Genomic DNA, 26081 nt, shown 5'->3' with positions numbered 1-26081 from the left:
TCGTTAGTCCTTGTCGGCCTCGCCGGCCTCCAACTGTATATCGTACGGCAATCCGCTCAGGCTCAATAGTGGCCCTTTGATGTCACCGACAACCAGTGTTGCCAATTGTGCCGCATCCTTCTGCAAGACAGCCAGCGCTTCCACGCCGCTTTCGCTCTGAGCGGCCATAACTATCTCCCCAACGGTCTGCCCTGAAGCGCTGTCGACAATCGGTGTAGCAGGCGGCGGGAGAGCCTCGCCAGCCACCAACAGGCGATACATCCGCCGCTTCAGCTTGCCCAGGTATTGCATACGAGCAACGATTTCCTGACCGGTATAGCATCCCTTGCGAAAGCTGACGCCACCCAGTTGCTGAAGGTTGAGCATCTGGGGGATAAAGCTTTCGTAGGTCTCTGGAAACACCTGGCCGATACCCGCCCGCACCTGCCAGAGTAGCCATGCCTGGCTTGATGCCATCGCCGCCGTGCCGCTCAGCCGTTGGACGTGCGTCGGCGCCTGGTCCGGCTTGAGCCACAGCTCCACCGCGGCGTCCGCCACCCGCAGCACCACACCTGTCGCAGCCTGCTCATGTCCGCCGGTTTCGGTGGGGCAGGGTAGGTCATTATCGACCAGGACTCGCTCGAGTCGGTCACTGCGCAGTCCAAGGCGTAGCCATTCACTGCTGGCGTCGCGCAGCTGCGTCTTGAAGAACACGGCGTACTTTTTCAATTCGGCAATCTGTCGCTCGAGCAGTCCCTTGTGCAGCACCAACAGGTATTGCTCTTCGGCGACGCGCAGCAGCCGGAAGCTCGACTGCATACGGCCCTTGGGATTGCAACGAGCACCAAGGGTGCTGTGTCCAACCTGGATGGCATTCACGTCGCAGGTAACCTGCCCCTGCAGAAAGCGGGCGGTGTCCGGCCCCTCCAGTGCGATGATGCCTTCCTGATCGAGCCAGCAAAGCAGTGTGTCGTTACCTTCCGCGGGTAGCGGCGCGGTGAAGCACTGGGCGAGGACGGAGGGATCGAGAGTGTCGGGCATGGGTTCGCTGTCCTGAATTGGGCTGTTACATCATAGGTCTGGTCGAGCCTGCTTGTCAGCGCCGGCTTGAGGCTATACTGATGTTTGTGCATCATGGCCAGCTTTCAACCGCTGATGGAGAGGTCGATGTCGGCCGAAGTAGAGTACAAGCGCCTGTACTGGCACAGTCGACGCGGCATGCTGGAGCTGGATGTATTGCTCCTGCCATTCTTGGAAGAGGCCTACCTGGCTCTGGAGGATGACGACAAGGCACGTTACCGCAAACTGCTGGAATGTGAAGACCAGGATATGTTCGTCTGGTTCATGCAGCGAGGTGAGCCCGATGACCCGGATCTCAAACGCATCGTGAGGATGATATTGGATCGTGTCCAGCCCAAGTGACTATCTTCTGCTCAAGCGACAGCCGTCCCGTGTACTCGGGGGGTTGATTGTTCTGGCTACCGCTCTGGCGATCGCCGGGCTGTACCGTAGCGGCCTGCCCGGCATTCAGGCAGCGCTGTGCATGACGCTGGTTTTGCTCTATTGCTGGTGGGTGTGGCCACGTCAGGTCAGCTTGCGCCACGCCTGTTCGATAACGGGCCTGCGTTTCGACAGCCACGGCTGGCACGTATTGCGCCGCGATGGCAGCGAAGCCGGCGCCAGCCTTCAAGGCGATACCTTTGTCAGTGCGCTCCTCACGGTGGTGAGGCTCCGCGAACAGGGGCGCTGGCTACCGGTATCGGTCATTTTGCCGGTCGATGCTGCCTCGGAAGATTCCCTCAGGCGTCTGCGCTTGCGGCTGCGTTTCAGTCGGCAGCGCTGGGCGGCTGCAGAATAGTGTCTTCCGCTTCGTTCAGTTGCGCGGGGTAGTCCAGCGTGTAGTGCAGGCCCCGCGACTCCTTGCGCTGCATGGCCGAGCGGATGATCAGGTCCGCCACCACCGCCAGGTTCCGCAGTTCCAGCAGGTCACGGCTCACCGTGTAATTACTGTAAAATTCGTGGATTTCGGCCAGTAGCATGTCGACTCGATGCTTGGCCCGCTGAAGGCGTTTGGTGGTGCGGACGATGCCGACGTAGTCCCACATGAACCGCCTCAACTCGTCCCAGTTATGCGAAATGATCACGTCTTCATCCGAATCGGTTACCCGGCTTTCATCCCACCCCGGCAGTTCGTCCGAGAGCTTGCTCTGTTCGAGATTCAACAAAATATCTCGGCTCGCCGCACGGCCGTACACGATACATTCAAGTAGCGAGTTGCTCGCCATCCGGTTGGCCCCGTGGAGTCCGGTGAAACTGGTCTCGCCGATCGCATACAGACCAGTGACGTCGGTGCGTCCGTTCTCGTCGACCATGACGCCACCGCACGTGTAGTGGGCGGCTGGTACCACCGGGATGGGCTCGCGGGTTATGTCGATGCCGAACTCCAGGCATCGTTCGTAGACGGTTGGAAAATGGCTGCGGATGAAATCCGCTGGCTTGTGCGTGACGTCCAGATAGACGCAATCCAGGCCAAGCCGCTTCATTTCATGGTCAATGGCTCGGGCGACGATGTCGCGTGGAGCCAGTTCCGCGCGCTGGTCGAAGCGCGGCATGAAGCGAGTCCCGTCGGGCAGCTTGAGCAGAGCGCCCTCACCGCGTAGTGCTTCGGTCACCAGAAAGCTCTTGGCTTTGGGATGATAGAGACAGGTCGGATGGAATTGGTTGAATTCCATGTTGGCGACCCGACAGCCTGCGCGCCAGGCCATGGCGATTCCGTCGCCGGATGCGCTGTCGGGATTGCTTGTATAGAGATAAACCTTGCTCGCCCCACCGGTGGCGAGTACGGTGAAGCGAGCCGAAAATGTCTCCACGCCGCCGGTCTGGCGGTTCAGCACATAGGCTCCGAGGCACCGGTTCGCGCCGGGCAAGCCGAGTTTGGAGCGGGTGATCAGATCTACCGCCACGCGGTCTTCCAGCAGTTCGATGTTGGAATGTTCCTGCGCTCTGAGTAGAAGGGTGTTGAAGATCGCTGCGCCTGTGGCATCAGCGGCATGGATGATACGACGATGGCTGTGGCCGCCTTCTCGGGTCAGATGGAAGTCGTCGGTCTCGCTGCCGTCTTCGCGGCGCTCGCGAGTAAAGGGAACGCCCTGGCCAACCAGCCAGCCGATCGAGTCGCGGCTGTCGCCGACGATCTGCCGCACCGCGTCTTCGTGGCAAAGCCCAGCGCCGGCCACCAGTGTGTCCTGCACATGCGCATCGACGGTATCGCTGTCGTCGAGTACTGCGGCAACGCCGCCCTGGGCCCAGAACGTAGAGCCTTCGGAAAGCTGGCCCTTGCTCAATACCGCGACCCGCAGGTCGGTCGCCAGGTGCAGCGCGAGGGTCAAGCCCGCTGCGCCGCTGCCGATTACCAGTACGTCGTATTGCAGTTTCGCCGTCATATGTTTCCGCAGGTCGATGTCCGGGCCGGTTGGGTCCGGGCGCGAGGGGTAGTATATAGAAGCTGAGTTAGGGACAATACCGTCCACCTCGCTAGCCTAACCAGCTTACGGAGTGGGCTGGCAACGAGACGGAAAGATCGCGGGAACTTTTCTGCAACCTTCCGCTCTCATTGCTGAACCTGATAAGGGGAGAACTTTTGGCTACATTGCAGGTCTATTACTTCAAGGCATGGGTGTTGCCTCTACGCCACGGAGAGCGGGGGTATGGCTGAACAGACGGACCAGCAGTTGGTCGAACGGGTTCAAAAAGGCGACAAACGTGCATTCGATCTGCTGGTACTCAAATACCAGCACAAAATTCTGGCCCTGGTGACGCGTTTCGTACACGACAATCACGAAGCGCAGGACGTAGCCCAGGAGGCGTTCATCAAGGCTTACCGTGCCCTGGCGAACTTTCGCGGTGATAGCGCGTTCTATACGTGGCTCTACCGCATCGCGATCAACACGGCGAAGAATTACCTGGTCGCGCGCGGACGTCGTCCGCCGGATTCTGATATAGCCGCTGAAGATGCGGAATATTACGAGGGTGACAGTGCTCTAAAGGATATCCACTCGCCTGAACGCGACATGCTTCGCGATGAAATCGAGCAAGTGGTGAACCGAACGCTGCAATTGTTGCCTGACGATTTGAGAACAGCACTGACCTTGCGTGAATTCGAAGGTCTGAGCTACGAGGATATTGCTTCCGTGATGGAATGTCCGGTGGGGACCGTAAGGTCGCGGATTTTCCGGGCACGTGAAGCAATCGACAAAGCCCTCAAGCCTTTGCTCGAAGCCTGAGCAGGAATAAAGGGTTAACGCACCAAGCCCCCTGGGGTCTTTAGCAGAGGTACACCAATGAGAAGCGAATCCTTGCAGGAGTCTATCTCCGCGCTCATGGATGGCGAAGCCGAGCAGTTGGAAGTCCGGCGCGTGCTCCAGGCCACCGATCAGGACCCTGCGGTTCGTGGGACCTGGGAGCGGTATCAGCTCGCCCGGGCGGTCATGCATAAAGAGCCTTGGCAGGCTAAGGTCGACCTGTCCGCTGGTATCGCTGCGGCACTCGCCAATGAGTCCGCCCCGCGTGCCTCGGCCAAGTTGGCCGGTGCCTGGCATACACTGGGCAAGTTCGCTGTTGCCGCTTCGGTAACGGTCGCCGTGCTGGTTGGTGTGCGTATGGTCAACGAGGGTTCGGTTCCGGGCGAATCGACTATCGTGGCCGAGCGTTCTGTACCGGCAGCGGTTGAACAGGTTCAGGCTCCGGCCGTGGCTCCCCAGCCAGGTACGGCGGTTCTGGCTGGCTTCCAGTCCTCCGGCGATGTGCATGCAACACCCGCCGCGCCGGCATGGCAGGAACAGCGTATCGGTGATTATCTGCGCAAGCATGCAGAGAACGCTGCCCAGTCGCCTGCGCCGCAGTTGGTCCCGCAAGCTCGCGCTGCGAGCCTGGACGACCAGTAAGCGCGGATAACGGATAGTGCCAGTCAACAGGAAGGTGCTGCGCTGGGCCGGTTTGGCGGGCTGCTTGATATCCACGGCGGTATCGGCGGACGAAGCGCAGGACTGGTTATCCAGGATGACCGAAGCGTCGCGGGAGCTCAGTTTCCGCGGCGCTTTCGCGTATGAGCGCAGCGGCAGTTTTACTACTCATCAGATCTGGCGCAGAGCTGGCTCCGATGGCGTAACCGAGCGGCTGGTCCAGTCCGACGGGCCAGTGCAGGAATGGTTGCGCCGGGATGGTCGGCTGGTCTGTTCCAGTACTGCCGGGACCGGTCTCAACCCGCACGAAGCGTCTCAGCCGATCGACGAACTCGAGTTGCTCCTCACCTCGTATGCTCCCCGTGTAATCGGAACCACCCGAGTCGCAGCGCGTCCGGTCACGGTGCTTGCCGTGGAACCTCGTGACGTGCACCGCTACGCCTATGAGCTTTATCTGGATTCCGACACAGGGCTCTTGCTCAAGTCGCTGATGCTTGGTGAGCGCGGTGTTCTGATGGAACGGTTCCAGTTTGCGTCGTTGGAGGTGGGTTCGGTTCCGGATGATCTTCTTGAGACCACTACCGATTGCACGCGGATCGAACAGGCACAAGCCGCCAGCGGCGATCTCGGCGACGCATGGCGGCCGGCCTGGGTGCCGCAGGGTTTTCAGCTGCAATCCGAGACCTCCGAAACGGCGAAAGGGGCTAGCACGCCTACAGTGTCACGTACCTATACGGATGGTCTGACCCGTTTCAGTCTGTTCGTTGAAAAACTGGACGGCATGCAGCGGGCAGAGGACGTACGCGCGCAAATCGGTCCTACCGTGGCGGTCAGCCGCAAGCTGACCATGCCTGAAGAAACCGTCCTTGCGACCCTGGTGGGTGAAATACCGTCTGCGACTGCTGAGCGTGTTATCGCTTCCCTGTTGCCGATGCACACCGAAGCGCAACAATGATCGAAGAACAAGGCCGGATTCTGAGCGTCGAGCCCGGAGCTGTCTGGGTGGAAACCGTGCGGCGTAGCACCTGTGGAAGTTGTCAGGCGCGGGCCGGTTGTGGTCAGGCGCTGCTTCACAAAGTTGCTTCGCGGTCGCGCCAGGGTTTCGTCCGTGTCTTGACCGACCGCAGTCACCAGATCGGCGAAGAAGTCGTCATCGGCATTCCCGAGCAAGCCGTTGTGTCGGGATCTATTTGGGTCTATCTCGTTCCCCTTGCTGGACTCTTCCTGTTTGCTCTGTTGGCGCAGGCGCTGAGCCTGGCGGAGCCCTGGATCATCGTCGCGGCGGGTGCCGGACTGCTGCTCGGCTTGTTGACTGTGCGCCTGCAGGGTCGACGTCATGCCGGGGACCCGCGATTTCAACCTCAGGTGCTACGTACACTATCCGGCTCGCTCTCCGCTGCGGCCAGCGGTTGATCCACCGTTCGAATTATCTGACAATCCGTCGAGTTTCTCTTTTCATATGGGGGAAGTTTCCTGTGTCCACATATCCCGTGCATCGCTGGTTCGTCGCGCTTGCCGGCGCAGTGCTGCTGTCATGGCAGTCAGTTGCCGGCGCGCGTAGCCTGCCCGATTTCACCGAGCTGGTTGAGGAGGCTTCGCCAGCTGTAGTCAATATCAGCACCCGTCAGAACGTTGATCCGCGAGCCGCGGGCATGCCTGGCATGCAGCCGGGAATGCCGGACATGGAAGGCCTGCCGCCCATTTTCCGCGAGTTCTTCGAGCGCGGCATGCCCCAGGGTCAACAGCCACCGCAGCGTCAGGCTCAGTCATTGGGATCCGGGTTCATCATCTCACGCGACGGTTATGTGCTGACCAACAACCATGTGGTCGCCGATGCAGACGAAATCTTCGTGCGGCTGACCGATCGTCGGGAGTTGTCAGCCAAATTGATCGGTGCCGATCCGCGATCGGACCTGGCACTGCTGAAAATCGACGCAGGTGAAGACTTGCCGGTAGTGCGCATGGGGCGGTCAGCGGATCTGAAGGCAGGCGAATGGGTTGTCGCGATAGGGTCTCCGTTCGGCTTCGACCACTCGGTTACCGCGGGGATCGTCAGCGCCAAGGGACGCAGCTTGCCGAACGAGAGCTACGTACCCTTCATTCAGACCGACGTGGCGATCAATCCGGGCAATTCCGGCGGACCGCTGTTCAATCTCGACGGCGAGGTCGTGGGCATCAACTCGCAGATTTTCACCCGTTCCGGCGGCTTCATGGGATTGTCCTTCTCGATCCCGGTGGATGTCGCGATGGATGTGGTCGAGCAGCTCAAGCGTGACGGCACTGTGCGCCGTGGCTGGCTCGGTGTAGTCATCCAGGAAGTGAACAAGGACCTTGCCGAGTCGTTCGGTCTACCCAAGCCGGCCGGTGCGCTGATTGCGCAGGTCATGCCAGGCGGCCCGGGAGACGAGGGCGGTTTGAAAGTCGGCGATGTGATCCTTTCGTTCAACGGCGAAGAGATCGTCATGTCGTCCGATCTGCCTCATGCCGTCGGTCGCGTACGTCCTGGCGAGACCGCCACCGTGACGGTCATGCGCGACAAGAAGCGTGTGAAGCTGGAAATGAAGATCGGCGCGTTGCCCGACGAGGATCAGGCTGGCATGCCGGGCGGTCAGGCACCTTCGACTTCCGCAGCGAGCGACAACCGTCTTGGGGTCGTGGTGCGCGACCTGACGGTCGAGCAGAAGCAGAACCTCGACGTACAGGATGGGGTTGTTGTCAGCGAGGTTCGACGGGGACCTGGCGCGATGGTGGGCTTGCGTCCCGGCGACGTGATTACCAATCTGGATAATCAAAGCGTGGACTCGGTTGCAGCGTTCCAGCAACTGGTGGAAGACCTGCCGACCGATCGCTCGATTTCCATGCGAGTGGTGCGGCAAGGACGCGCCAGTTACATCACCTTCCGCCTCGGCCAATAGACCCGGTGCGGTATTTTCGGCGTCCATGTGCCCTGGCTACATGGACGCCGTTTTCGTTTCTGTGTTCGGCTTCACCGGCTTGTCGTACGGACACCGGCCGCCCGGCCCAGCGATAGCAAGCCCGGTTTCAATCGGGTACACTCGCGGGCTGTTTTTGGGGAAGCTCCCCCTCCATCGCCATGCCTGGCAACCTTGTCTGGAAGATCCTGCTGTGAGTGACCTGAGTCTCATCCGAAACTTTTCGATCATTGCCCATATCGACCATGGCAAGTCCACGCTGGCGGATCGCTTTATCCAGATTTGTGGTGGCCTGGCCGACCGTGAAATGGCCGAGCAGGTTCTCGACTCGATGGATCTCGAACGCGAGCGCGGTATTACCATCAAGGCACACAGCGTGACGCTGTATTACAAGGCGCGCGATGGCAAGACCTACCAGTTGAACTTCATCGATACCCCCGGCCACGTCGACTTTCACTACGAGGTGAGCCGCTCGCTCGCCGCCTGTGAAGGCGCGCTGCTGGTCGTCGACGCTGCACAGGGCGTGGAGGCGCAGTCGGTGGCCAACTGCTACACGGCGATCGAGCAAGGCCTGGAAGTGATGCCGGTGTTGAACAAGATCGACTTGCCGCAGGCCGAGCCGGAACGGGTGATGGCCGAGATCGAGAGCGTGATCGGCATCGACGCTACCGATGCGGTTGCCTGCAGTGCCAAAAGCGGCCTGGGCGTTGAAGATGTCCTGGAGAGGCTGATTCAGACGATTCCTTCACCGGTAGGTGAAATCGAAGCCCCGCTTCAAGCGCTGATCATCGATTCCTGGTTCGACAACTACCTTGGCGTCGTGTCGCTGGTCCGTGTCAAGCATGGTCGGATCAAGAAGGGCGACAAGGTGCTGGTCAAATCGACAGGCAAGCTGCACCAGGTCGACAGCGTTGGGGTATTCAATCCGAAGCATTCCGAAACCGCTGACCTCAAGGCCGGCGAAGTCGGCTTCATCATCGCTGGCATCAAGGACATTCAGGGCGCACCGGTTGGCGATACCTTGACCCTGTCGACCACGCCTGACGTCGCGATGTTGCCCGGCTTTCAGAAGGTCAAGCCGCAGGTCTATGCCGGTCTGTTTCCGGTCAGTTCCGATGATTTCGAGGATTTCCGCGAAGCCCTGCAGAAGCTGACGTTGAACGATGCGTCGCTGCACTTCGAACCGGAAAGCTCGGAAGCTCTGGGCTTCGGTTTCCGTTGCGGCTTCCTCGGTATGCTGCATATGGAGATCATCCAGGAGCGGCTCGAGCGCGAGTACGACCTGGATCTCATCACGACGGCGCCGACCGTAGTCTTCGAAGTGGTGAAGAAGGACGGCGAGGTCAGCTACGTGGATAACCCGTCACGGCTCCCCGATCCGTCGATGATCGAGGAAATGCGTGAGCCGATCGTCCGCGCCAACATTCTAGTGCCCCAGGACCACCTGGGCGCGGTTATCACGCTCTGCGTGGAAAAACGTGGCGTGCAGCACGACATGGTGTTCCTCGGCACTCAGGTACAGGTCATCTATGATCTTCCGATGAACGAGGTGGTGCTGGACTTCTTCGATCGTCTGAAGTCGGTCAGTCGCGGGTACGCGTCGCTCGATTACAGCTTCGATCGTTTCCAGCCGGCCAAGCTGGTTCGTCTCGATATCCTGATCAATGCCGAGAAGGTCGACGCCCTGGCGCTAATCGTTCATCGTGACAATGCGCCCTACCGGGGTCGCCAGCTGGTCGAAAAGATGAGCGAACTGATTCCTCGGCAAATGTTCGATGTCGCTATCCAGGCAGCTATCGGCGGACAGATCATCGCCCGCTCGACGGTCAAGGCGCTGCGCAAGAACGTTCTGGCCAAATGTTACGGCGGTGATGCCAGCCGAAAGAAAAAGCTGCTGGAAAAGCAGAAGGCCGGTAAAAAGCGCATGAAGCAGGTCGGTAGCGTGGAAATTCCTCAGGAAGCCTTCCTGGCGGTGCTCAAGGTCGATAACTAGGACGGCGCAGATACATGCACATCAACTTTCCACTGATCCTGGTTATCGCTGTTGCGGTCGCCGGCCTGCTTGCGTTGCTGGATCTCGTCTGGCTGGCGCCACGCCGTCGCCGCGTCATCGCGGCGTATCAGGCGCAGGTTGATACGCCCGATCCGCAGACGCTCGAGCGGCTCGACAAGGAGCCGTTGCTGGTTGAATACGGAAAGTCGTTTTTCCCGGTGCTTGCTGTCGTTCTGATTCTGCGCTCCTTCCTGGTTGAGCCGTTCCAGATTCCCTCCGGCTCGATGAAACCGACCCTGGAGGTCGGCGATTTCATTCTGGTGAACAAGTTTGCTTATGGTATCCGGTTGCCGGTAGTCGATACCAAGGTGTTCGACGTTGGTGATCCGCAGCGTGGCGACGTCATGGTTTTCCGTTATCCCAACGAGCCGCGCATCAACTACATCAAGCGGGTCATCGGCCTGCCGGGCGATCATATCCGTTACGCGGACAAGCAACTGTATGTCAACGGCGAGCCGGTCCCGCGCGATCTGATGCGTACCGAGCCCGACGATGAAGTACCGCCAGGTCATCCGCTGCAGTCGCTGGCCAAGGTCGACATCTACGAGGAGTATCTCGAGGATTCTGCTCACCTGATTCGCCACAAGCGCCTGTCGCAACCAGCGAGGCCGCAAGAGTGGCTGGTTCCGGAAGGACACTACTTCATGATTGGCGACAACCGTGACAATTCCAACGACAGCCGTTACTGGCAGTCGGACCAGATGCCTCGGGAGTTGTGGGGAATGGTTCCGGACAATTATATTGTCGGCAAGGCCTTCGCCGTCTGGATGCACTGGCCCGAACCCAAGCTGAGCAACCTGCCGAGTTTCTCGAGTATCTCCCTGATTCATTGATGGGGGGTGGCAGCAGGAAATAACATAAACAATGGATGTCACGAGGTACTCATGCGCCACTCCCAGAAGGGCATGTCTTTTTTTGGCTGGTTAGCCGTCATTACGCTGATCGTATTCGCCCTGGTTGTGGCGATGAAGGTCATTCCGATCTACATGGATCATTTCGCGTTGCGCAAGATCGTCCTGGCGCCGAACGAAGATCCGAGCGTGAAGATCAATTCGCTGCGCGAGTACCAGTCGTTTATCAGCAAGGGCATGAACATCAACGGCATTCGTGACATCAAGGCCGATGAAGCGGTCAAACTCACCTCGAGCGGTACCGATACCTATACTGCCGTGATTCAGTACGAAGTACGCACGCCTTTGCTCCAGACCGTGGATCTGTTGATCCATTTCGATGAAACCCATATCGTCAGACCCATCAAGTGAGTAACAAGCTAGACCGACTGGAACGCAAAATTGGTTATACCTTCAAGGACCCGGATCTGCTGATCCTGGCCCTGACCCACCGCAGCCTTGGTGGGCGCAATAACGAGCGTCTGGAATTTCTCGGCGACTCTATTCTCAATTTCGTCGCAGCAGAAGCCTTGTTCGAACGTTTCCCTCAGGCACGCGAAGGTCAGCTTTCGCGCCTGCGGGCTCGTCTGGTCAAGGGCGTGACGTTGGCCGAGCTGGCCAAGGGTTTCGAACTTGGGGACTATCTCCGGCTGGGCTCAGGCGAGCTCAAGAGCGGCGGCTTCCGGCGTGAATCGATTCTCGCCGACGCCACCGAGGCGATCATCGGCGCGATCTACCTCGATGCGGGTATGGATCAGGCACGCGAACGGACGCTGTTCTGGCTTCAGGAGCATATCGCCACGTTGACGCTGGTGGATAACAACAAGGACCCCAAGACGAGACTCCAGGAGTATTTGCAGTCGCGTCAGTGTGAACTCCCTCGGTATGAGGTGATCGACAGCAGTGGTGAAGCTCACTGCCGGGTCTTCCGGGTCGAATGCCAGATCGCGCCGCTGGCCGAGCGTACGTTCGGGACCGGTAGTAGCCGGCGTTTCGCCGAACAGGAAGCAGCTCAGCTCGCACTTATTGCGCTAGGGGTGGAGAAAGACGATGAATGAACAAACACGTTGTGGCTATGTCGCCATCGTCGGTCGACCGAATGTTGGCAAGTCGACCCTGCTCAATCACATCCTTGGCCAGAAGCTCGCCATCACCTCGCGCAAACCGCAGACTACGCGTCACACCATGCTCGGTATCAAAACCGAAGAGGGTGTACAGGCGATCTACGTGGATACGCCCGGCCTGCACAAGGACAATGAGAAGGCCCTGAACCGGTTCATGAACAAGAGCGCCAGTCAGGCGCTGCGGGATGTCGACGTCGTCTTGTTCGTGGTCGACCGGATGCGCTGGACCGACGAGGACGAGCTGGTGCTCGACCGCGTGCGGCATGTGCCCTGTCCGGTCATCCTCGTGGTCAACAAGGTCGACCGCATGGAAGACAAGCGGCAGATGTTGCCGCACCTGGAATGGCTTACCGAGCAGCTACCCGAGGCGGAAGTCGTGCCGGTATCCGCCCTGCACGGACAGAACATAGCCGAACTGGAAAAGGTCATCGCTCAACGTCTCCCGGAAAGCGAGCATTTCTATCCGGAAGACCAGATTACCGATCGCAGCTCGCGCTTTCTCGCCGCTGAGCTGGTGCGCGAGAAGGTCATGCGTCAGCTGGGCGCAGAAGTGCCCTATCAGGTGACTGTCGAAATCGAGCAGTTCAAGCAGGAAGGCAAGATCCTGCATATCCATGCGCTGATTCTCGTCGAGCGTGAAGGCCAGAAGAAGATCATTATCGGCGATGGTGGTGACCGGATGAAAAAGATCGGTCAGGAAGCCCGCCTGGACATGCAGAAGCTGTTCGGCAGCAAGATCATGCTCAACCTGTGGGTCAAGGTGAAACGCGGCTGGTCCGATGACGAACGCGCCCTCAGTTCGCTGGGCTATCGCTTCGATCAGTAATGCATCCGCTCAGTCCGGCCTACGTTCTACATAGTCGGCCCTATCGGGACACCAGTGCGCTGGCCGATCTGCTGACGCTCAATGAAGGTGTTCAGCGCGTGGTCTGGCGCGGAGCGCGGGGGTCGCGCAAAGGCAGCGGACCGCAGCCATTCGTGCCGATGATGGTCGGCCTGGCTGGCCGCAGCGAGCTGAAGACGCTTGCCTCGGCCGAGACCGCCGGCAGCTACACGCTGCTTCAGGGTGATCATCTGTTCAGCGGACTCTACCTCAACGAATTGCTGCTGCGCCTGCTACGGCCTGCCGATCCGCAGCCGTTGTTATTTGCCGCCTACCAGAGCGCGCTTGAAGCACTCGGTAGTTCGGCGCCGGTCGAGCCTGTGTTGCGCCGGTTCGAGTGGCAGCTGCTGGATGTTCTCGGTTATGGCTTCAGTCTGACGGTTGATGCGTGGGGGCAGCCTCTCGACCCCGACGCTCGGTACGGCTGGCAGGCGGATCAGGGCCTGGCTCGAGTCGAGGCACCGCCCAACGCTGGTTTTCCAGGTGTGTCCCTGTTGCATATGGCCGCCGATGACTGGACCGATCCAGCTACATTGCGTGCGGCCAAGTTGCTGATGCGGCAGGCGCTCAGCGTTCATCTCGGCGATCGTCCCCTAATGAGCCGACAGTTGTTTTCATCAGCCAAAGGAGTCCAGTCGTGACCCATCCTTCGCGTATTCTGCTTGGCGTCAATATCGACCATATCGCAACCCTGCGTCAGGCGCGCGGCACCCGTTACCCGGATCCTGTCCAGGCTGCGATCGAGGCCGAGCAGGCCGGTGCAGACGGTATTACCGTGCATCTGCGCGAGGATCGCCGGCATATTCAGGAGCGCGACGTTCGCTTGCTCGCCGAGGTGTTGCAGACCCGCATGAATCTCGAGATGGCGGTGACCGACGAGATGCTCGCCTTTGCCGGGACAATCCGACCCGCGCATGTCTGTCTGGTGCCCGAGCGCCGCGAAGAACTGACCACCGAAGGCGGGCTGGATGTGGCGGGCAATCAGGCCCGGGTGCAGGAGGCGGTCGAGGAGTTGTCCGGCCAGGGAGCAGAAGTCTCGCTGTTCATTGACGCCGACCCCCGCCAGATCGAAACAGCCGCGCGGGTCGGAGCGCCGGTCATCGAGCTGCATACCGGGCACTACGCCGACAGCGAGGGCGATGAGCAGGCACAGGCCTTGAAGAGGATCCGCGAAGGGACGGCGTACGCGCGCAAGCTGGGGTTGGTGGTCAATGCCGGGCACGGTCTGCATTATCACAACGTCGAGCCGATCGCTGCGATTCCAGGGATCCACGAACTCAATATCGGCCACGCGATCATCGCGCGAGCACTGTTCAGCGGCCTGGCAACTGCAGTGCGGGAGATGCGTGAGCTGATGCTGGCAGCGGCCGCCACGTCTACCGCTCAATGATCCTGGGGATTGGTACCGATCTGGTGCTGGTCAGTCGGATCGAAGCAGTGCTGGGTCGGCAAGGCGAGCGCTTCGCCCGGCGCATTCTGACCGACGCCGAGCTGGAGCGATTCCGCCGGCATTCACAGCCGGCGCGCTACCTCGCCAAGCGCTTCGCAGCCAAGGAAGCAATTCTCAAGGCATTGGGCACCGGGTTGGCCAAGGGGCTTTCCTGGCATGACCTGCAAATCGACAATGACCCCGAAGGCGCTCCGCATGTGCTGGTGTCCGGAGCCGCGGCGGATTTGATGCAGGCCCGCGGCGGCGGGCGCATGCTGCTGTCGCTCAGCGACGAACGCGAGCAGGCGCTGGCGTTCGTCGTCTGGTCAGCTGGGTAGGGCTGCGTAGCACTGCTTGAGGCGATCCATCGCCTGGAGAATCCCTTCCACCGCCACCTCGCTATCACGGTTCTGCTTGATCAGACTTTCAGCCTCGTTGCAGCAGGCTCGCAGCTCTGGCACACCACAATACCGCGTAGCACCATGTAGCCTGTGTACCGCCTCAAGCAACGCGTTGCGGTCGCCGTCGATGCGGGCTTGTTCGATCTGCTGGCGTTCGCGGGGCAGCCCGGCGATCAGCATCGATAACATGTCGGCGGCCAGATCGGCCTTGCCGGCCGCCAGGCGCAAGCCTTCCTGGCGATCCAGAACCTGTTGGCTGGTGGAGGGTTTGGTCGGTCCCTGAAAAGCTTCCGGAGCAGGTCGGGTGCCGCCGGGTATATCGGTTCCCGGCACGCTATCGGCTAGCGGGTCGAGTGTGACGCCGGTCCACTTCTGCACGCAGTGACGCAATTGCTCCGGATTGATTGGTTTGCTCATGTAATCGTTCATGCCGCACTTGAGCAGTTGCCGTCGCTCGCCTGCCAGCGCATGAGCCGTCAGCGCAACGATCGGAACCGCCGGGCAGTCTGCAGCATCTTCGCGCTGACGCAGTTCGGTGGTGGTCTGGCGACCGTCCATGCCGGGCATCTGCACGTCCATGAATATCAGGTCGACCTGCTCCCGGCTCATCACGTCCAGGGCATCCTCTCCACTGGTGGAGGTGAGCACCCGGGCGCCCATGTCGGACAGCAGCGCTTCGACCAGCTTGAGGTTGGCCAGATTGTCGTCCACGCAAAGCACGCTAACCTTTGGCTCGCTACTGCTGACCCGAGCGGGCGCGGGCGTCGCGGTGCCCGGACGCAGCAGATGCAGCGCGGCGCGGAACAGCTTGCGTGTGCAGATCGGCTTGGACAGCACCTGGCAGCTTGCACGCGGCAGCATGTCGAGCATCGGATAATGCTCGGTGGTATCAGTGAACAGCAGCGTCTTGCACAGTTCGCGCTCGGACCAGCGACGTACCATGTCGAAGATGTCCTCGGCAGGGCAGTCGGCATGGCGGGTGCTCAACAGCACCAGATCGAAGCTCTCGGCCCGGCCATTGCCTGAGCCGAGCAACGAAGTGTGCAGTGCTTGCGCGGACTCGAAGGTTCTCACGCTGAAGCCAAGGTCTTCCAGATTGTGCAGCACTGCCTGGCGGCTCAGCATCTGCGGTTCGACCAGCGCGGCGCGCAGACCGTCGAGCGGTTTGCGCGGCAGGTCGTCACGAGCCTGGCTGGATTTGCCCAGGCGCAGCGTCAGCCAGAATTCCGAGCCTTCCCCGGGCTGACTGTGGAGCCCGATCTCGCCCTGCATCTGCTCGACAAGACGCTTGGAAATAACCAGTCCCAACCCGGTCCCGCCGCTTTGGCGCGACAGCGAATTATCGGCTTGGCTGAACGCCTGAAAGAGTGATTTCTGCTGCGCCGGAGTGAGGCCGATGCCGGTGTCGGTCACGCTGATACGCAGTAGGGCATGCGCCTCGTCTTCCTGCTCGAGCATCACCCGAACGCTGACCGAGCCCTGATTGGTGAACTTGATCGCATTGCTGATCAGGTTGGCGAGAATCTGCTTGAGTCGCAGCGGATCGCCGCTGAGGCCCAGCGGCGTATCCCGATAGATGATGCTGACCAACTCCAGGCTCTTTTGATGAGCCGCTGGCGCAAGCATGGTCAGCGTGTCCTGAATCAGATCGCGCAGATTGAAAGGCAGGTTGTCGAGAACCAGTTTGCCAGCCTCGATCTTCGAGAAATCGAGAATCTCGTTGATGATCGCCAGCAGGTTGTCCGCAGACTTTTCGATGGTGCCGAGGTATTCCTGCTGACGGTTGCTCAGGTCGGTACGCTGCAGCAGATTGCTGAAGCCGAGGATGCCGTTGAGCGGGGTGCGCAATTCATGGCTCATGTTGGCCAGGAATTCGGATTTGATGCGGCTGGCTTCCTGCGCGGTCTTGCGCGCCAGATCCAGCTCGATGTTCTGTATTTCGATGGTCTCGAGGGTCTGGCGCAAGTCTTCGGTGGCCTGATCGATGTTCTGCTGCAACTCGCCCTGTGCGCTCTGCAGCGTCTCGGCCATGGTATTGATGCCGTCCGCCAGCTCGTTCAGCTCGCGGCTGCCCTGTGGAGGCAGGCGCTGATCAAGCTGGCCCTCGCTGAGCTTGCCGATAACCAGGTTGATCTGTCTGACCGGGTCGGTGATGCGACGACCCATCAGCGTCACCATGGCGCCGGTCACGATAAGCCCGGCAATGATCAGCAACAGCGTGCTGAGGATCGTCTGGTAACGCAGGATCCACAGGTTGCCATGGCTCAGTTCGACTTCCAGCCACCCGAGCAGCGCATCGGTTTCCACGTTCGCCAGGTCCCGCTCTTCGATGAGGTCGGCGCTGGCGAGCAGCGGCAGCATGAAGCGGCTGCTGCGCGGCCCGGATTGCACCTGCAGCCCAGTGCCGGCACCCAGTTGGCCCGGCACGGTGCGCTCGGCCTGATGCATCTTGGGGCCGCTGTGCTCGAGGCGACGCATGTCCTCGTTATACAGACTGACTGCGCGCACATCGCTATGGTTGAGCACCTCGGATATCAGCGGACGCAGCCGGCTCGGCTGGTCGTCCAGCAGGGCGCTGGCAGCCGGACGCTGAAGATATTCAACGGTCATCAGCCCACGTTCGAGTAACTGTTCGTCGAGGACTCGCAGGTGCTGCCAACTGAAGTAGCCACCCAGCGCAATCGCGAGCAGGCCCGAGGGAAGCAGCGTCATCAACAGGAGGCGTGTCTTGATGCCAATGTCGTTCATATCTATATCCATTCTACCGATGCCGGTATCATAGGCCGACTGACTCAAAAGCACAGCCTTCCGAGCGCAACCCCGCGTCCGAATTCCCCGAGGTGCCCTTCGATGACCATCGATTTCCCAACCATCGCCGACTGCATCGGCAATACCCCGCTGGTTCGCCTGCAGCGTCTGCCGGGAGAGACCAGCAATACCATCCTGGTCAAGCTCGAAGGCAATAATCCGGCTGGTTCGGTCAAGGATCGGCCAGCGCTCTCGATGATCGAGCGCGCCGAGCAGCGCGGCGAAATCAGCCCGGGCGATACGTTGATCGAGGCGACCTCGGGCAATACTGGGATCGCGCTGGCCATGGCCGCAGCGATCAAGGGCTACAAAATGGTGCTGATCATGCCGGACAACATGAGCACCGAGCGCAAGGCGGCGATGTCGGCCTATGGCGCCGAACTGGTGCTGGTGAGCCGCGAGCAGGGTATGGAAGGTGCACGCGACCTGGCGATGAGCATGCATGCCGACAAGCACGGTAAGGTTCTTGATCAATTTGCCAGCACGGATAACCCCGAGGCGCACTACACCGGCACCGGGCCGGAGATCTGGCGCGACACCCGGGGCACCATTACCCACTTCGTCAGCTCCATGGGCACCACAGGCACGATCATGGGCACGTCGCGCTATCTGAAGGAACAGAATCCGGATATTCAGATCGTTGGCCTGCAGCCCATGGAGGGCGCAGCAATTCCGGGTATCCGCCGTTGGCCGGAGGCCTACCTGCCGAGTATCTTCGATGCCAGCCGGGTCGACCGCGTAATCGACATGAACCAGCCCGAGGCGGAGGACGTGATGCGCCGCCTGGCGCGCGAAGAGGGCATCTTCGCCGGGGTCTCCTCCGGCGGTGCGGTGGCGGCCGCGTTGCGTCTGTCCGCGGAAGTGGAAAACGCGGTCATCGTTGCCATCGTGTGCGACCGGGGCGATCGCTACCTGTCCACCGGGGTGTTCGATCCCACATCATGAACAGACATCGGGGGCGCGCACGGCGCAACACGGACGCGCCGGCAGCAATAGGGCAGCGTATCGAGCTGGGGCTGGAACGGCTGACGCATGACGGGCGCGGCATCGGTACCTGGCAAGGGCGCACGGTGTTCGTCGAGGGCGGTCTGCCCGGCGAGCAGGTGTCCGCACGGGTAGTGCGTGCCCGCAGCAAGCTGATCGAGGCGCGCATCGATGTGGTGAAGCAGTCGGCACCCGAGCGGGTGACGCCGCGTTGTCGGCACGCCGACCTCTGCGGCGGCTGCAATCAGCAGCATATCGAGCACGAACTGCAGATCCGCATCAAGCAACAGGCACTGGCGCAGCAACTGCAGCACTTCGCCGGGCTTGAGCCGGAGCGCTGGATGCCGCCTCTGCTCGGTCCGGCATACGGCTATCGCCAGCGTACACGCCTGGCCATGCGCTGGGACGCCAGGGGGCAGCGGCTGGAGGTCGGCTATCGCCAACGTGCCAGTAGCGATCTGGTCGAGGTAGCCGAATGTCCGATCCTGATTCCGGAGCTCGAAGTGCTGATCAAGGCGTTGCCCGACGTACTGCGTCGACTCGATGCCAAGCAGTCTCTCGGGCACGTCGAGCTGATCGGCGGAACGGCTCCGGCGATGTTGGTGCGTCATCTCGGCCGGCTATCGTCAGATGACGTGGCCGCCCTGACTGAGCTGGCTGCGGCTCATGGTGTATCGCTCTGGCTGCAAGCAGGCGAAAACGACCGCGCCGAGCCGGTCGGCGATGCGCGCGTGCCGGCCTATGAACTGCCGGATCAGCAGCTACGCTTCGAATTCGCTCCAGGCGACTTCACCCAGGTCAATGCCGTTATCAACCAGGCGATGGTCAACCAGGCGCTTGAGTGGCTTGCGTTGCAGCCAGGCGAGAGCGTTCTGGATCTATACTGCGGAGTAGGCAATTTCTCCCTGCCCCTGGCGCGTAGCGGTGCGTTCGTCGCCGGCATCGAGGGCAGCGATGAAATGGTATTGCAGGCACAGCGCAACGCCGGATTAAATGCGCTCGCTCGAACGCACTTTTCCAAGGCCGACTTGTCGAAGCGACTTGCCGATGATGTGCCGGCGCAGCAGTACCATGCAGCGTTGCTCGATCCGCCACGTGATGGAGCCGAAACGCTGATGGATACGCTCGCTGATCGCGGCGTGGAAAGGATACTGTATGTATCCTGCAACCCGGCTACGCTGGCCCGTGATGCGGGCATCCTGGCGGGCAGGGGGTATCGGCTGGTACAGGCGGGAATCATGGACATGTTTCCGCAAACCGCCCATGTGGAAGCCATGGCACTGTTCGTGTCTGGCAAGGACAAGAGTTAATGGTACAAGTACGCGCGGAACACCCAACGAACCGGGATGGTAGTGTCAACCTCGATGCCTGGATCACACGCATCGAGGCCCGGGTGCCGCTTCCGACGCCGGCTTTGCTCAGAGACGCCTGTGTGTGGGCGGAAGAACTGGAGCAGGCGGCCATCGCCGCGGAGCATATCTGGGCCGAAGGCACCAGTAGCTACCGCACCGGTCTGGAGATGGCCGAAATCCTTGCCGACCTCAAGCTCGACCAGGAGTCGCTCGTCGCTGCGGTCATCTACCGCGCCGTGCGCGAGGGCAAAACTACACTTGCGGCGGTCGAGAAGCGTCTTGGCAGTGCGGTGGCCATGCTGGTCGACGGCGTGCAGCGCATGGCTGCCATCAGCGTCTCGCAGAACCCGGCCAAGGCGACGATGTTCAATCCGCAGTCGCAGGTGGAAACGCTGCGCAAGATGCTCGTCACCATGATCGACGACGTTCGCGTTGCGCTGATCAAGCTGGCCGAACGTACCTGTGCCATCCGAGCCGTGAAGGATGCCCCGGACCCCAAGCGCTATCGCGTCGCGCGCGAAGTATTCGACGTCTACGCGCCGCTCGCGCACCGCCTCGGCATTGGTCATATCAAGTGGGAACTCGAGGATCTGTCGTTCCGTTATCTCGAGCCCATACAGTACAAGCAGATCGCCAAGTTGCTCGATGAACGCCGGCTGGATCGCCAGGTGTATATCGAGGATGTGATGGCTCAGCTGCGCTCCGAACTCGTAGATGCCGGCATTCATGCCGACATCACCGGGCGGGCAAAACACATCTATTCCATCTGGCGCAAGATGCAGCGCAAGGGCATCGAGTTCAGCCAGGTCTACGACGTCCGTGCGGTCCGCATTCTGGTACCACAGGTGCGCGATTGCTACACCGCGCTGGGCATCGTGCACAGCCTGTGGCGACATATCCCCAACGAGTTCGACGATTACATCGCCAACCCCAAGGAGAACGGCTATCGCTCTTTGCACACGGCGGTAATCGGCCCGGAAGGCAAGGTGCTCGAGGTGCAGATTCGCACCCAGGCTATGCACGAGGAAGCCGAGCTCGGCGTCTGCGCGCACTGGCGTTACAAGGGCACCGATGTCAGCGCTTCGTCCACCGCGTACGAAGACAAGATCGCCTGGCTGCGTCAGGTGCTCGAGTGGCACGAGGAGATGGGCGACATCGGCGGTCTGGCTGACCAGCTGCGTGTCGATTTCGAGCCGGACCGTATCTACCTGTTCACGCCGGATGGCCACGTGCTGGACGTACCCAAGGGCGCCACGCCGCTGGACTTCGCTTACCGGGTGCATACCGAAATCGGCCATAGCTGCCGCGGTGCGAAGGTCAACGGCCGTATCGTACCGCTGAACTATGTTTTGCAGACCGGTGAGCAGGTCGAGATCATCACTGGCAAGCACAGCAGTCCGAGCCGCGACTGGCTGAACTCCAACCTGGGCTACGTGAACACCTCACGGGCTCGCGCGAAAATTCAGCACTGGTTCAAGCTGCAGGCGCGCGAGCAGAACGTGCAGGCTGGCAAGCTGATGCTGGAGCGCGAGCTGACTCGCCTGGCGCTGAACGGCGCCGACTATGCACAGTTGATCGACCGCCTCGGCATCCGCAGCCAGGAAGATCTGTTCGCTGCGGTCGGCTCCGGCGATATGCGTCTGGCCCACGTGGTCAACGTGGCCCAGCAACTGGTCGAGCCGGACCGGCACACCGAGCAGCAGCTCGAGCTGATCCCGAGGCGGCCGAGCAAGACAGGGCGGCGCAGCGATGTATACATTCAGGGCGTGGGCAACCTGCTCACGCAACTGGCCGGCTGCTGCCAGCCGGTGCCGGGCGATCCGATCATCGGCTACATCACCCTTGGCCGTGGCGTCACCGTCCATCGTGCCGATTGCGCTACGGCCATGCAGCTGCAGGACCGCGACTCGGATCGACTGATCGAGGTCAACTGGGGCGGCAAGCCGGTGCAGACTTACCCGGTGGAGATTTATATCCGCGCGTACGACCGAGCCGGCCTGCTGCGAGACGTGTCGCAGCTGCTCGCCAACGAAAAGATCAACGTGCTGGAAGTCAGCACTCGTACCAGCAGGGATGACAACTGCGCATCCATGCTGCTGACCATCGAGATCCCCACGCTTAATCTGCTCGGCCGGCTGTTGGGGCGTATCGGTCAGTTGCCCAATATCATCGAGGCGCGTCGCAACCGTCAGGAAAACCGTGCGTGAGCGACCGGTATACGCTGGATGACCTGCTGTATCTGATGCAGCGCCTGCGGGATCCGCAGCATGGCTGCCCCTGGGACCTGGAACAGGACTTCGCCAGCATAGTGCCGCATACGCTGGAGGAGGCCTATGAGGTAGCGGATGCCATCGCCATGCAGGACTATCCGCAACTGTCCGGCGAACTCGGCGACTTGCTGTTCCAGGTGGTGTACTACGCGCAACTCGGCCGGGAAGCAGGTCACTTCGACTGGGAGCAGGTAGTCGATGGCATTACCCGCAAGCTGGTCCGGCGGCATCCCCACGTGTTTCCCGACGGCAATCTGCACACCCCTGCAGGCACGCTGGCCATCGAAGCGGATCAGGTAAAACAGCGCTGGGAAGAAATCAAGGCAGAGGAGCGTGCCGAAAAGGCCGCGCAGCCTCAGCAGCTCTCGCTATTGGACGATGTTCCGGCGGCGTTGCCGGCGCTGAGCCGCGCCCAGAAGCTACAGAAGCGCGCCGCCAGCGCGGGCTTTGACTGGTCGGAAGCAGCGCCGGTGGTGGCCAAGTTGAGCGAGGAAATGGACGAGATCCGCGAGGCGATAGCCGAGGGTGATCAGCAGGCGGTCGCGGAGGAGGTGGGGGACTTTCTGTTCTGCGCGGTCAACCTCGCCAGACACCTGAAGGTAGATGCCGAAACGGCACTGCGGGACGGCAATGCCAAATTCGAGCGGCGTTTTCGTTACATTGAAGACCAACTGGCGCAGGCCGGCGAGTCGATCGAGCAGGCCGGCCTGGCGCGTCTCGATCAGCTGTGGGACGAGGCCAAGCGCGCCGGATTATAAGCTGCGGTGTCAGTGCTGTGGCTCGTTCTGCTGCTCGGTCAGCTCGTGCAGATACTTCCGGCTCAGCTCCAGGAAGCGCGGCGTCGGGCCAACGTCGTCATACAGTGGGTCGCCCATCTCATCGACCGCAATGACCTTGTCACCGGGCTCGTAAGGCAAGCATTCTTCAAGCTCCTCCAACGCGGTCGACAGCAGATCGGTGATCAGCTCTTCGACGCAGCGCTTGGGGTACATCTCGTGCAGGGCTGCCAGCCGTGCGGCGTCTTCGACCGGCAGGTTGACCTGATAGCTCTCGTGCGTCATGCGCCCCTTCGCAGTGCGCTCCCATTCCTGGGTCAGTTCACGAATCTTCATTTTCCCCCCTGGGATTGGCTGGGTATCGCTCTAGGCTGCAAGTCTTTTCGTCGCAGAATCGAACCGGTGCGCGTCGACTTGCCTCTACATCAGTGACAACGCATGCTGTGATTCGTTTATCGACCGGGAGGCTGACATGGCAGAGATCGACACACGGTTGCGCGCGGACGTTCACGAACTGGGCGAGCTCCTGGGGCAAATTATAAAGGAGCACCTGGGGGATGAGTTTCTCGAGCGTATCGAGCGAATCCGTCTTGGAGCCAAGCAGGGGCGCCGCAGTGATCAGGCCGAGCACGACGCACTGCTCGCCGCACTGCGCGACCTGCCCGACGATCAACTGCTGCCGGTCTGCCGCGCGTTCAACCAGTTTCTCAATCTGGCGAACATCGCGGAGCAGTACCATCGTATCCGCCGCCGCAGGCCGGACGAGCCCGAGCGATTCGAAGACACCTGCCTGGTTGAGCTGATGCAGCGGCTGCGTGCCTCGGGGCTGGACGGCCCGTCTTTGACACGACAGGTTGAAACGCTGGACATTGAGCTGGTGTTGACCGCTCACCCCACCGAAGTGACCCGTCGTACGCTGATCCAGAAATACGATGCGATCGCCGCTACGCTGGAGCGCCGGGATCATGATGATCTGAGTATCGGCGAGACGGCCGAGCTGCGCAGTGATCTCGCGCGGCTGATCAGCGAGGCCTGGCATACCGACGAAATTCGCCGCAATCGTCCCACGCCGGTGGACGAAGCCAAGTGGGGCTTTGCGGTGATCGAACATTCACTGTGGCAGGCGCTTCCACGCTTTCTACGCGAGCTCGATAGCGAGATAGGCCGCGAGGCTGGCGATGCGCTCGGCGTGCGAGCCGCCCCCATACGGGTGGCATCCTGGATGGGCGGGGATCGCGACGGCAATCCCAACGTGACGGCGTCGGTAACCCGGGAAGTGCTGCTGCTGGGTCGCTGGATGGCGGCGGATCTGTACCTGCGTGACATTGAACAACTCACGTCGCAACTATCGATGCAGGCCGCAAGCGAGGAGTTGCTGCAACTCGCTGGCGACAGTGACGAACCCTATCGCGCCCTGCTCAAACAGCTGCGCAGCCGCTTGCAGGCGACCCGTTCCTGGGCAGAGCAGGCGTTGCGCAGACCGACGGACGAGCCGGAGGATGTACTCCACAGGCTCGAGGAGCTGCGCGATCCGCTGGAATGCTGCTATCGCTCGTTGACCGAGAGCGGCATGCGCATCATCGCCGATGGTTTGCTGCTGGACGTGCTGCGTCGGGTGAACGCCTTTGGCCTGGGTTTGGTGCGGTTGGACATTCGTCAGGATGCATCGCGGCATTCGGATGCCTTGAGTGAGCTCACCGAGTATCTGGGGATGGGCCGTTTCGGCGAGTGGAGCGAGGAGCGTCGCTGCCAATGGCTGCTCGACGAGCTTCACGGTCGCCGGCCGCTGTTGCCTGCGCACTGGACACCGTCTGCCGAGACCGCCGAGGTGCTGGAAACCTGCCGGGTGGTGGCGAGTCAGCCAGCCGGACTGCTTGGTTCCTACGTAATCTCGATGGCCTCGAACGCCTCCGATGTGCTGGCGGTGAAACTGCTGCTGAAGGAGACGGGCGTGCGCTGGCCGATGCGCGTGGCGCCGCTGTTCGAGACGCTCTCCGACCTTGAAAATGGCGCCTCGACCATTGACCGCCTGCTCTCATACGAGGCCTACCGGACGCTCGCCGGTGATGAACAGGAGGTCATGATCGGCTATTCCGATTCCGCCAAGGATGCTGGTGCGCTAGCGGCCGGCTGGGCCCAGTACCGGGCGCAGGAAGCGCTGGTCCGGGTCTGCGCCGAGCGCAAGGTCAAATTGCGATTGTTCCACGGCCGGGGCGGCACGGTGGGTCGCGGCGGCGCGCCGGCGCACATGGCGATTCTGTCGCAGCCTCCGGGTTCGGTGAACGGCCAGTTCCGAGTCACCGAGCAGGGCGAAATGATCCGCTTCAAGTTCGGGCTTCCGGGAATCGCCGTGCAGAGTCTGCGCCTCTACACCAGTGCAGTGCTCGAAGCGTCGCTGTTGCCCCCGCCTGCGCCCCAGCCGCAGTGGCGCGAGACCATGCAGGCGCTGGCCGATCGGTCGGTGGAGATCTATCGTGGCGTGGTCCGTCACGAGTCTCAATTCGTCGAATACTTTCGCCAGGCCACCCCGGAACAGGAATTGGCTCGGCTGCCCCTTGGAAGCCGTCCGGCAAAGCGCAGATCGCAGGGCGGCATCGAAACGTTGCGGGCGATCCCGTGGATTTTCGCCTGGACCCAGACGCGCCTGATGTTGCCGGCCTGGCTCGGCGCCGGGCAGGCGCTGGCCGAAGCGATCGATGCCGGCCAGGCTCCCGAACTACGCGACATGATGTCGCAGTGGCCGTTCTTCACGGCACGCATCGAGATGCTGGAAATGGTGCTATCTAAGGCGGATGGCGGCATCGCCAGGTTCTATGAAGAGCGTCTCGCCGAGCCTCAGCTCTGGGAGCTCGGCACACGCCTTCGAGACGCATTGCAACAGGCCATCGACAGCGTGCTGGAGCTGCGCCAGACCGACCGGCTACTGTCGCGGAGCCATCTGCTGGCCGAATCGGTAGCCGTGCGCAATCCCTACACCGATCCGCTGCACGTGCTTCAAGCGGAGTTGCTCAAGCGCACTCGTGCGCAGGGTCAGGACGTGACCCCTGAGCTTGAGCGGGCATTGCTGGTCACGGTCGCAGGGATCGCTGCAGGGATGCGCAACACCGGCTGAACGGCGAGGCGTGGTGGGGTCTGGAAGACCCTGCCCTCGACCTTGGTCCAGCTTGTACATGCCAGGCTGTGCGTGTATGTTGAACGCCCTTTTCGCATCGCTTCTGCCTTGCATGCGCGAATCTCG

At 61.3% G+C, this 26081-nt stretch carries 24 protein-coding genes; 20 read left to right on the top strand and 4 right to left on the bottom strand.

Annotated elements, in window-relative coordinates; all coding sequences use genetic code 11:
- Positions 1 to 3: 3 nt before the first annotated feature.
- Positions 4 to 1020, bottom strand: a complete 1017-nt coding sequence (gene ygfZ, locus BLT85_RS11060) for a CAF17-like 4Fe-4S cluster assembly/insertion protein YgfZ (protein ID WP_093394597.1) — start codon at positions 1018 to 1020, stop codon at positions 4 to 6.
- 126 nt (positions 1021 to 1146) lie between these two features.
- On the opposite strand from ygfZ, the gene BLT85_RS11055 reads away from it, so the two are divergent.
- Both BLT85_RS11055 and BLT85_RS11050 read left to right on the top strand, forming a co-directional pair.
- Positions 1147 to 1401: an FAD assembly factor SdhE gene (locus BLT85_RS11055; RefSeq protein ID WP_093394594.1), complete on the top strand. Its 255-nt coding sequence runs from the start codon at positions 1147 to 1149 to the stop codon at positions 1399 to 1401.
- The gene (locus tag BLT85_RS11050; RefSeq protein WP_093394591.1) at positions 1385 to 1837 is read left to right on the top strand and encodes a hypothetical protein; all 453 of its coding nucleotides are present in this window, start codon (positions 1385 to 1387) and stop codon (positions 1835 to 1837) included. The genes BLT85_RS11055 and BLT85_RS11050 overlap by 17 nt, the downstream gene beginning before the upstream one ends.
- Here the strand turns inward: BLT85_RS11050 and nadB are convergent.
- Positions 1806 to 3422, bottom strand: coding sequence for an L-aspartate oxidase (nadB, locus tag BLT85_RS11045; protein WP_093394588.1), 1617 nt, complete (start codon positions 3420 to 3422; stop codon positions 1806 to 1808). The two genes, BLT85_RS11050 and nadB, sit on opposite strands and share 32 nt — an antisense overlap.
- Positions 3423 to 3686: 264 nt before the next feature.
- Here nadB and rpoE point away from each other — a divergent pair, with 264 nt between their 5' ends.
- From rpoE to acpS, 13 genes are all read left to right on the top strand, one after another.
- On the top strand, positions 3687 to 4262 hold the full coding sequence (gene rpoE / locus BLT85_RS11040) for an RNA polymerase sigma factor RpoE (RefSeq protein ID WP_093394585.1): 576 nt from the start codon (positions 3687 to 3689) through the stop codon (positions 4260 to 4262).
- 57 nt (positions 4263 to 4319) lie between these two features.
- A complete protein-coding gene (locus BLT85_RS11035; RefSeq protein ID WP_093394582.1) occupies positions 4320 to 4922 on the top strand; it encodes an RseA family anti-sigma factor in 603 nt (200 codons plus the stop codon).
- A gap of 16 nt (positions 4923 to 4938) precedes the next feature.
- Positions 4939 to 5895, top strand: coding sequence for a MucB/RseB C-terminal domain-containing protein (locus tag BLT85_RS11030; protein ID WP_157718173.1), 957 nt, complete (start codon positions 4939 to 4941; stop codon positions 5893 to 5895).
- Positions 5892 to 6353, top strand: coding sequence for a SoxR reducing system RseC family protein (locus BLT85_RS11025; RefSeq protein ID WP_093394576.1), 462 nt, complete (start codon positions 5892 to 5894; stop codon positions 6351 to 6353). The genes BLT85_RS11030 and BLT85_RS11025 overlap by 4 nt, the downstream gene beginning before the upstream one ends.
- 62 nt (positions 6354 to 6415) lie before the next feature.
- The gene (locus BLT85_RS11020) at positions 6416 to 7855 is read left to right on the top strand and encodes a DegQ family serine endoprotease (protein ID WP_093394574.1); all 1440 of its coding nucleotides are present in this window, start codon (positions 6416 to 6418) and stop codon (positions 7853 to 7855) included.
- 211 nt (positions 7856 to 8066) lie between these two features.
- Positions 8067 to 9866 carry a translation elongation factor 4 gene (gene lepA, locus BLT85_RS11015; protein WP_093394571.1) on the top strand — a complete coding sequence of 600 codons (1800 nt, stop codon included), beginning with the start codon at positions 8067 to 8069 and terminating at the stop codon, positions 9864 to 9866.
- A gap of 14 nt (positions 9867 to 9880) precedes the next feature.
- A complete protein-coding gene (gene lepB / locus BLT85_RS11010; protein WP_093394568.1) occupies positions 9881 to 10759 on the top strand; it encodes a signal peptidase I in 879 nt (292 codons plus the stop codon).
- A gap of 51 nt (positions 10760 to 10810) precedes the next feature.
- Positions 10811 to 11188: a DUF4845 domain-containing protein gene (locus tag BLT85_RS11005; protein WP_093394565.1), complete on the top strand. Its 378-nt coding sequence runs from the start codon at positions 10811 to 10813 to the stop codon at positions 11186 to 11188.
- On the top strand, positions 11185 to 11874 hold the full coding sequence (gene rnc, locus BLT85_RS11000; protein ID WP_093394562.1) for a ribonuclease III: 690 nt from the start codon (positions 11185 to 11187) through the stop codon (positions 11872 to 11874). The genes BLT85_RS11005 and rnc overlap by 4 nt, the downstream gene beginning before the upstream one ends.
- The gene (era, locus tag BLT85_RS10995) at positions 11867 to 12766 is read left to right on the top strand and encodes a GTPase Era (RefSeq protein WP_093394560.1); all 900 of its coding nucleotides are present in this window, start codon (positions 11867 to 11869) and stop codon (positions 12764 to 12766) included. Before rnc ends, era begins: the two co-directional genes overlap by 8 nt.
- Complete coding sequence (gene recO, locus BLT85_RS10990; protein ID WP_093394557.1) at positions 12766 to 13464, top strand: DNA repair protein RecO; 699 nt, start codon at positions 12766 to 12768, stop codon at positions 13462 to 13464. The genes era and recO overlap by 1 nt, the downstream gene beginning before the upstream one ends.
- Positions 13461 to 14213: a pyridoxine 5'-phosphate synthase gene (pdxJ, locus tag BLT85_RS10985; RefSeq protein WP_093394554.1), complete on the top strand. Its 753-nt coding sequence runs from the start codon at positions 13461 to 13463 to the stop codon at positions 14211 to 14213. The genes recO and pdxJ overlap by 4 nt, the downstream gene beginning before the upstream one ends.
- Positions 14210 to 14590, top strand: coding sequence for a holo-ACP synthase (gene acpS / locus BLT85_RS10980; protein WP_093394551.1), 381 nt, complete (start codon positions 14210 to 14212; stop codon positions 14588 to 14590). The genes pdxJ and acpS overlap by 4 nt, the downstream gene beginning before the upstream one ends.
- Here the strand turns inward: acpS and BLT85_RS10975 are convergent.
- Positions 14579 to 17401 (bottom strand): response regulator, encoded by a 2823-nt coding sequence (locus BLT85_RS10975; protein WP_231701467.1) that lies wholly within the window; start codon positions 17399 to 17401, stop codon positions 14579 to 14581. The two genes, acpS and BLT85_RS10975, sit on opposite strands and share 12 nt — an antisense overlap.
- A gap of 102 nt (positions 17402 to 17503) precedes the next feature.
- Here BLT85_RS10975 and cysM point away from each other — a divergent pair, with 102 nt between their 5' ends.
- From cysM to mazG, 4 genes are read left to right on the top strand one after another with little or no spacing between them, the layout of a single operon-like run.
- Positions 17504 to 18406, top strand: coding sequence for a cysteine synthase CysM (gene cysM / locus BLT85_RS10970; protein WP_093394548.1), 903 nt, complete (start codon positions 17504 to 17506; stop codon positions 18404 to 18406).
- Entirely contained in the window at positions 18403 to 19755 is a 1353-nt protein-coding gene (gene rlmD, locus BLT85_RS10965) for a 23S rRNA (uracil(1939)-C(5))-methyltransferase RlmD (protein WP_093394545.1), read from the top strand. Before cysM ends, rlmD begins: the two co-directional genes overlap by 4 nt.
- Positions 19755 to 22004 carry a GTP diphosphokinase gene (relA, locus tag BLT85_RS10960; RefSeq protein WP_093394542.1) on the top strand — a complete coding sequence of 750 codons (2250 nt, stop codon included), beginning with the start codon at positions 19755 to 19757 and terminating at the stop codon, positions 22002 to 22004. The genes rlmD and relA overlap by 1 nt, the downstream gene beginning before the upstream one ends.
- 35 nt (positions 22005 to 22039) lie before the next feature.
- Positions 22040 to 22825, top strand: a complete 786-nt coding sequence (gene mazG, locus BLT85_RS10955) for a nucleoside triphosphate pyrophosphohydrolase (RefSeq protein WP_093397662.1) — start codon at positions 22040 to 22042, stop codon at positions 22823 to 22825.
- 9 nt (positions 22826 to 22834) lie between these two features.
- Here mazG and BLT85_RS10950 read toward each other — a convergent pair whose 3' ends face one another.
- Complete coding sequence (locus tag BLT85_RS10950) at positions 22835 to 23179, bottom strand: pilin assembly protein (protein ID WP_093394539.1); 345 nt, start codon at positions 23177 to 23179, stop codon at positions 22835 to 22837.
- A gap of 136 nt (positions 23180 to 23315) precedes the next feature.
- On the opposite strand from BLT85_RS10950, the gene ppc reads away from it, so the two are divergent.
- On the top strand, positions 23316 to 25955 hold the full coding sequence (gene ppc, locus BLT85_RS10945) for a phosphoenolpyruvate carboxylase (protein ID WP_093394536.1): 2640 nt from the start codon (positions 23316 to 23318) through the stop codon (positions 25953 to 25955).
- Positions 25956 to 26081 lie beyond the last annotated feature (126 nt).

Source organism: Halopseudomonas xinjiangensis (assembly GCF_900104945.1).
GTDB lineage: Bacteria > Pseudomonadota > Gammaproteobacteria > Pseudomonadales > Pseudomonadaceae > Halopseudomonas > Halopseudomonas xinjiangensis.
This window is presented reverse-complemented; position numbering and strand designations above follow the sequence as displayed.

Bases quoted from the DNA above. Each gene is read 5' to 3' on its own strand.
- ygfZ (WP_093394597.1), bottom strand. From the start codon at position 1,020: ATGCCCGACACTCTCGATCCCTCCGTCCTCGCCCAGTGCTTCACCGCG.
- BLT85_RS11055 (WP_093394594.1), top strand. From the start codon at position 1,147: ATGTCGGCCGAAGTAGAGTACAAGCGCCTGTACTGGCACAGTCGACGC.
- nadB (WP_093394588.1), bottom strand. From the start codon at position 3,422: ATGACGGCGAAACTGCAATACGACGTACTGGTAATCGGCAGCGGCGCA.
- rpoE (WP_093394585.1), top strand. From the start codon at position 3,687: ATGGCTGAACAGACGGACCAGCAGTTGGTCGAACGGGTTCAAAAAGGC.
- BLT85_RS11035 (WP_093394582.1), top strand. From the start codon at position 4,320: ATGAGAAGCGAATCCTTGCAGGAGTCTATCTCCGCGCTCATGGATGGC.
- BLT85_RS11025 (WP_093394576.1), top strand. From the start codon at position 5,892: ATGATCGAAGAACAAGGCCGGATTCTGAGCGTCGAGCCCGGAGCTGTC.
- lepB (WP_093394568.1), top strand. From the start codon at position 9,881: ATGCACATCAACTTTCCACTGATCCTGGTTATCGCTGTTGCGGTCGCC.
- BLT85_RS11005 (WP_093394565.1), top strand. From the start codon at position 10,811: ATGCGCCACTCCCAGAAGGGCATGTCTTTTTTTGGCTGGTTAGCCGTC.
- era (WP_093394560.1), top strand. From the start codon at position 11,867: ATGAATGAACAAACACGTTGTGGCTATGTCGCCATCGTCGGTCGACCG.
- recO (WP_093394557.1), top strand. From the start codon at position 12,766: ATGCATCCGCTCAGTCCGGCCTACGTTCTACATAGTCGGCCCTATCGG.
- acpS (WP_093394551.1), top strand. From the start codon at position 14,210: ATGATCCTGGGGATTGGTACCGATCTGGTGCTGGTCAGTCGGATCGAA.
- BLT85_RS10975 (WP_231701467.1), bottom strand. From the start codon at position 17,401: ATGAACGACATTGGCATCAAGACACGCCTCCTGTTGATGACGCTGCTT.
- cysM (WP_093394548.1), top strand. From the start codon at position 17,504: ATGACCATCGATTTCCCAACCATCGCCGACTGCATCGGCAATACCCCG.
- rlmD (WP_093394545.1), top strand. From the start codon at position 18,403: ATGAACAGACATCGGGGGCGCGCACGGCGCAACACGGACGCGCCGGCA.
- relA (WP_093394542.1), top strand. From the start codon at position 19,755: ATGGTACAAGTACGCGCGGAACACCCAACGAACCGGGATGGTAGTGTC.
- mazG (WP_093397662.1), top strand. From the start codon at position 22,040: ATGCAGCGCCTGCGGGATCCGCAGCATGGCTGCCCCTGGGACCTGGAA.
- BLT85_RS10950 (WP_093394539.1), bottom strand. From the start codon at position 23,179: ATGAAGATTCGTGAACTGACCCAGGAATGGGAGCGCACTGCGAAGGGG.
- ppc (WP_093394536.1), top strand. From the start codon at position 23,316: ATGGCAGAGATCGACACACGGTTGCGCGCGGACGTTCACGAACTGGGC.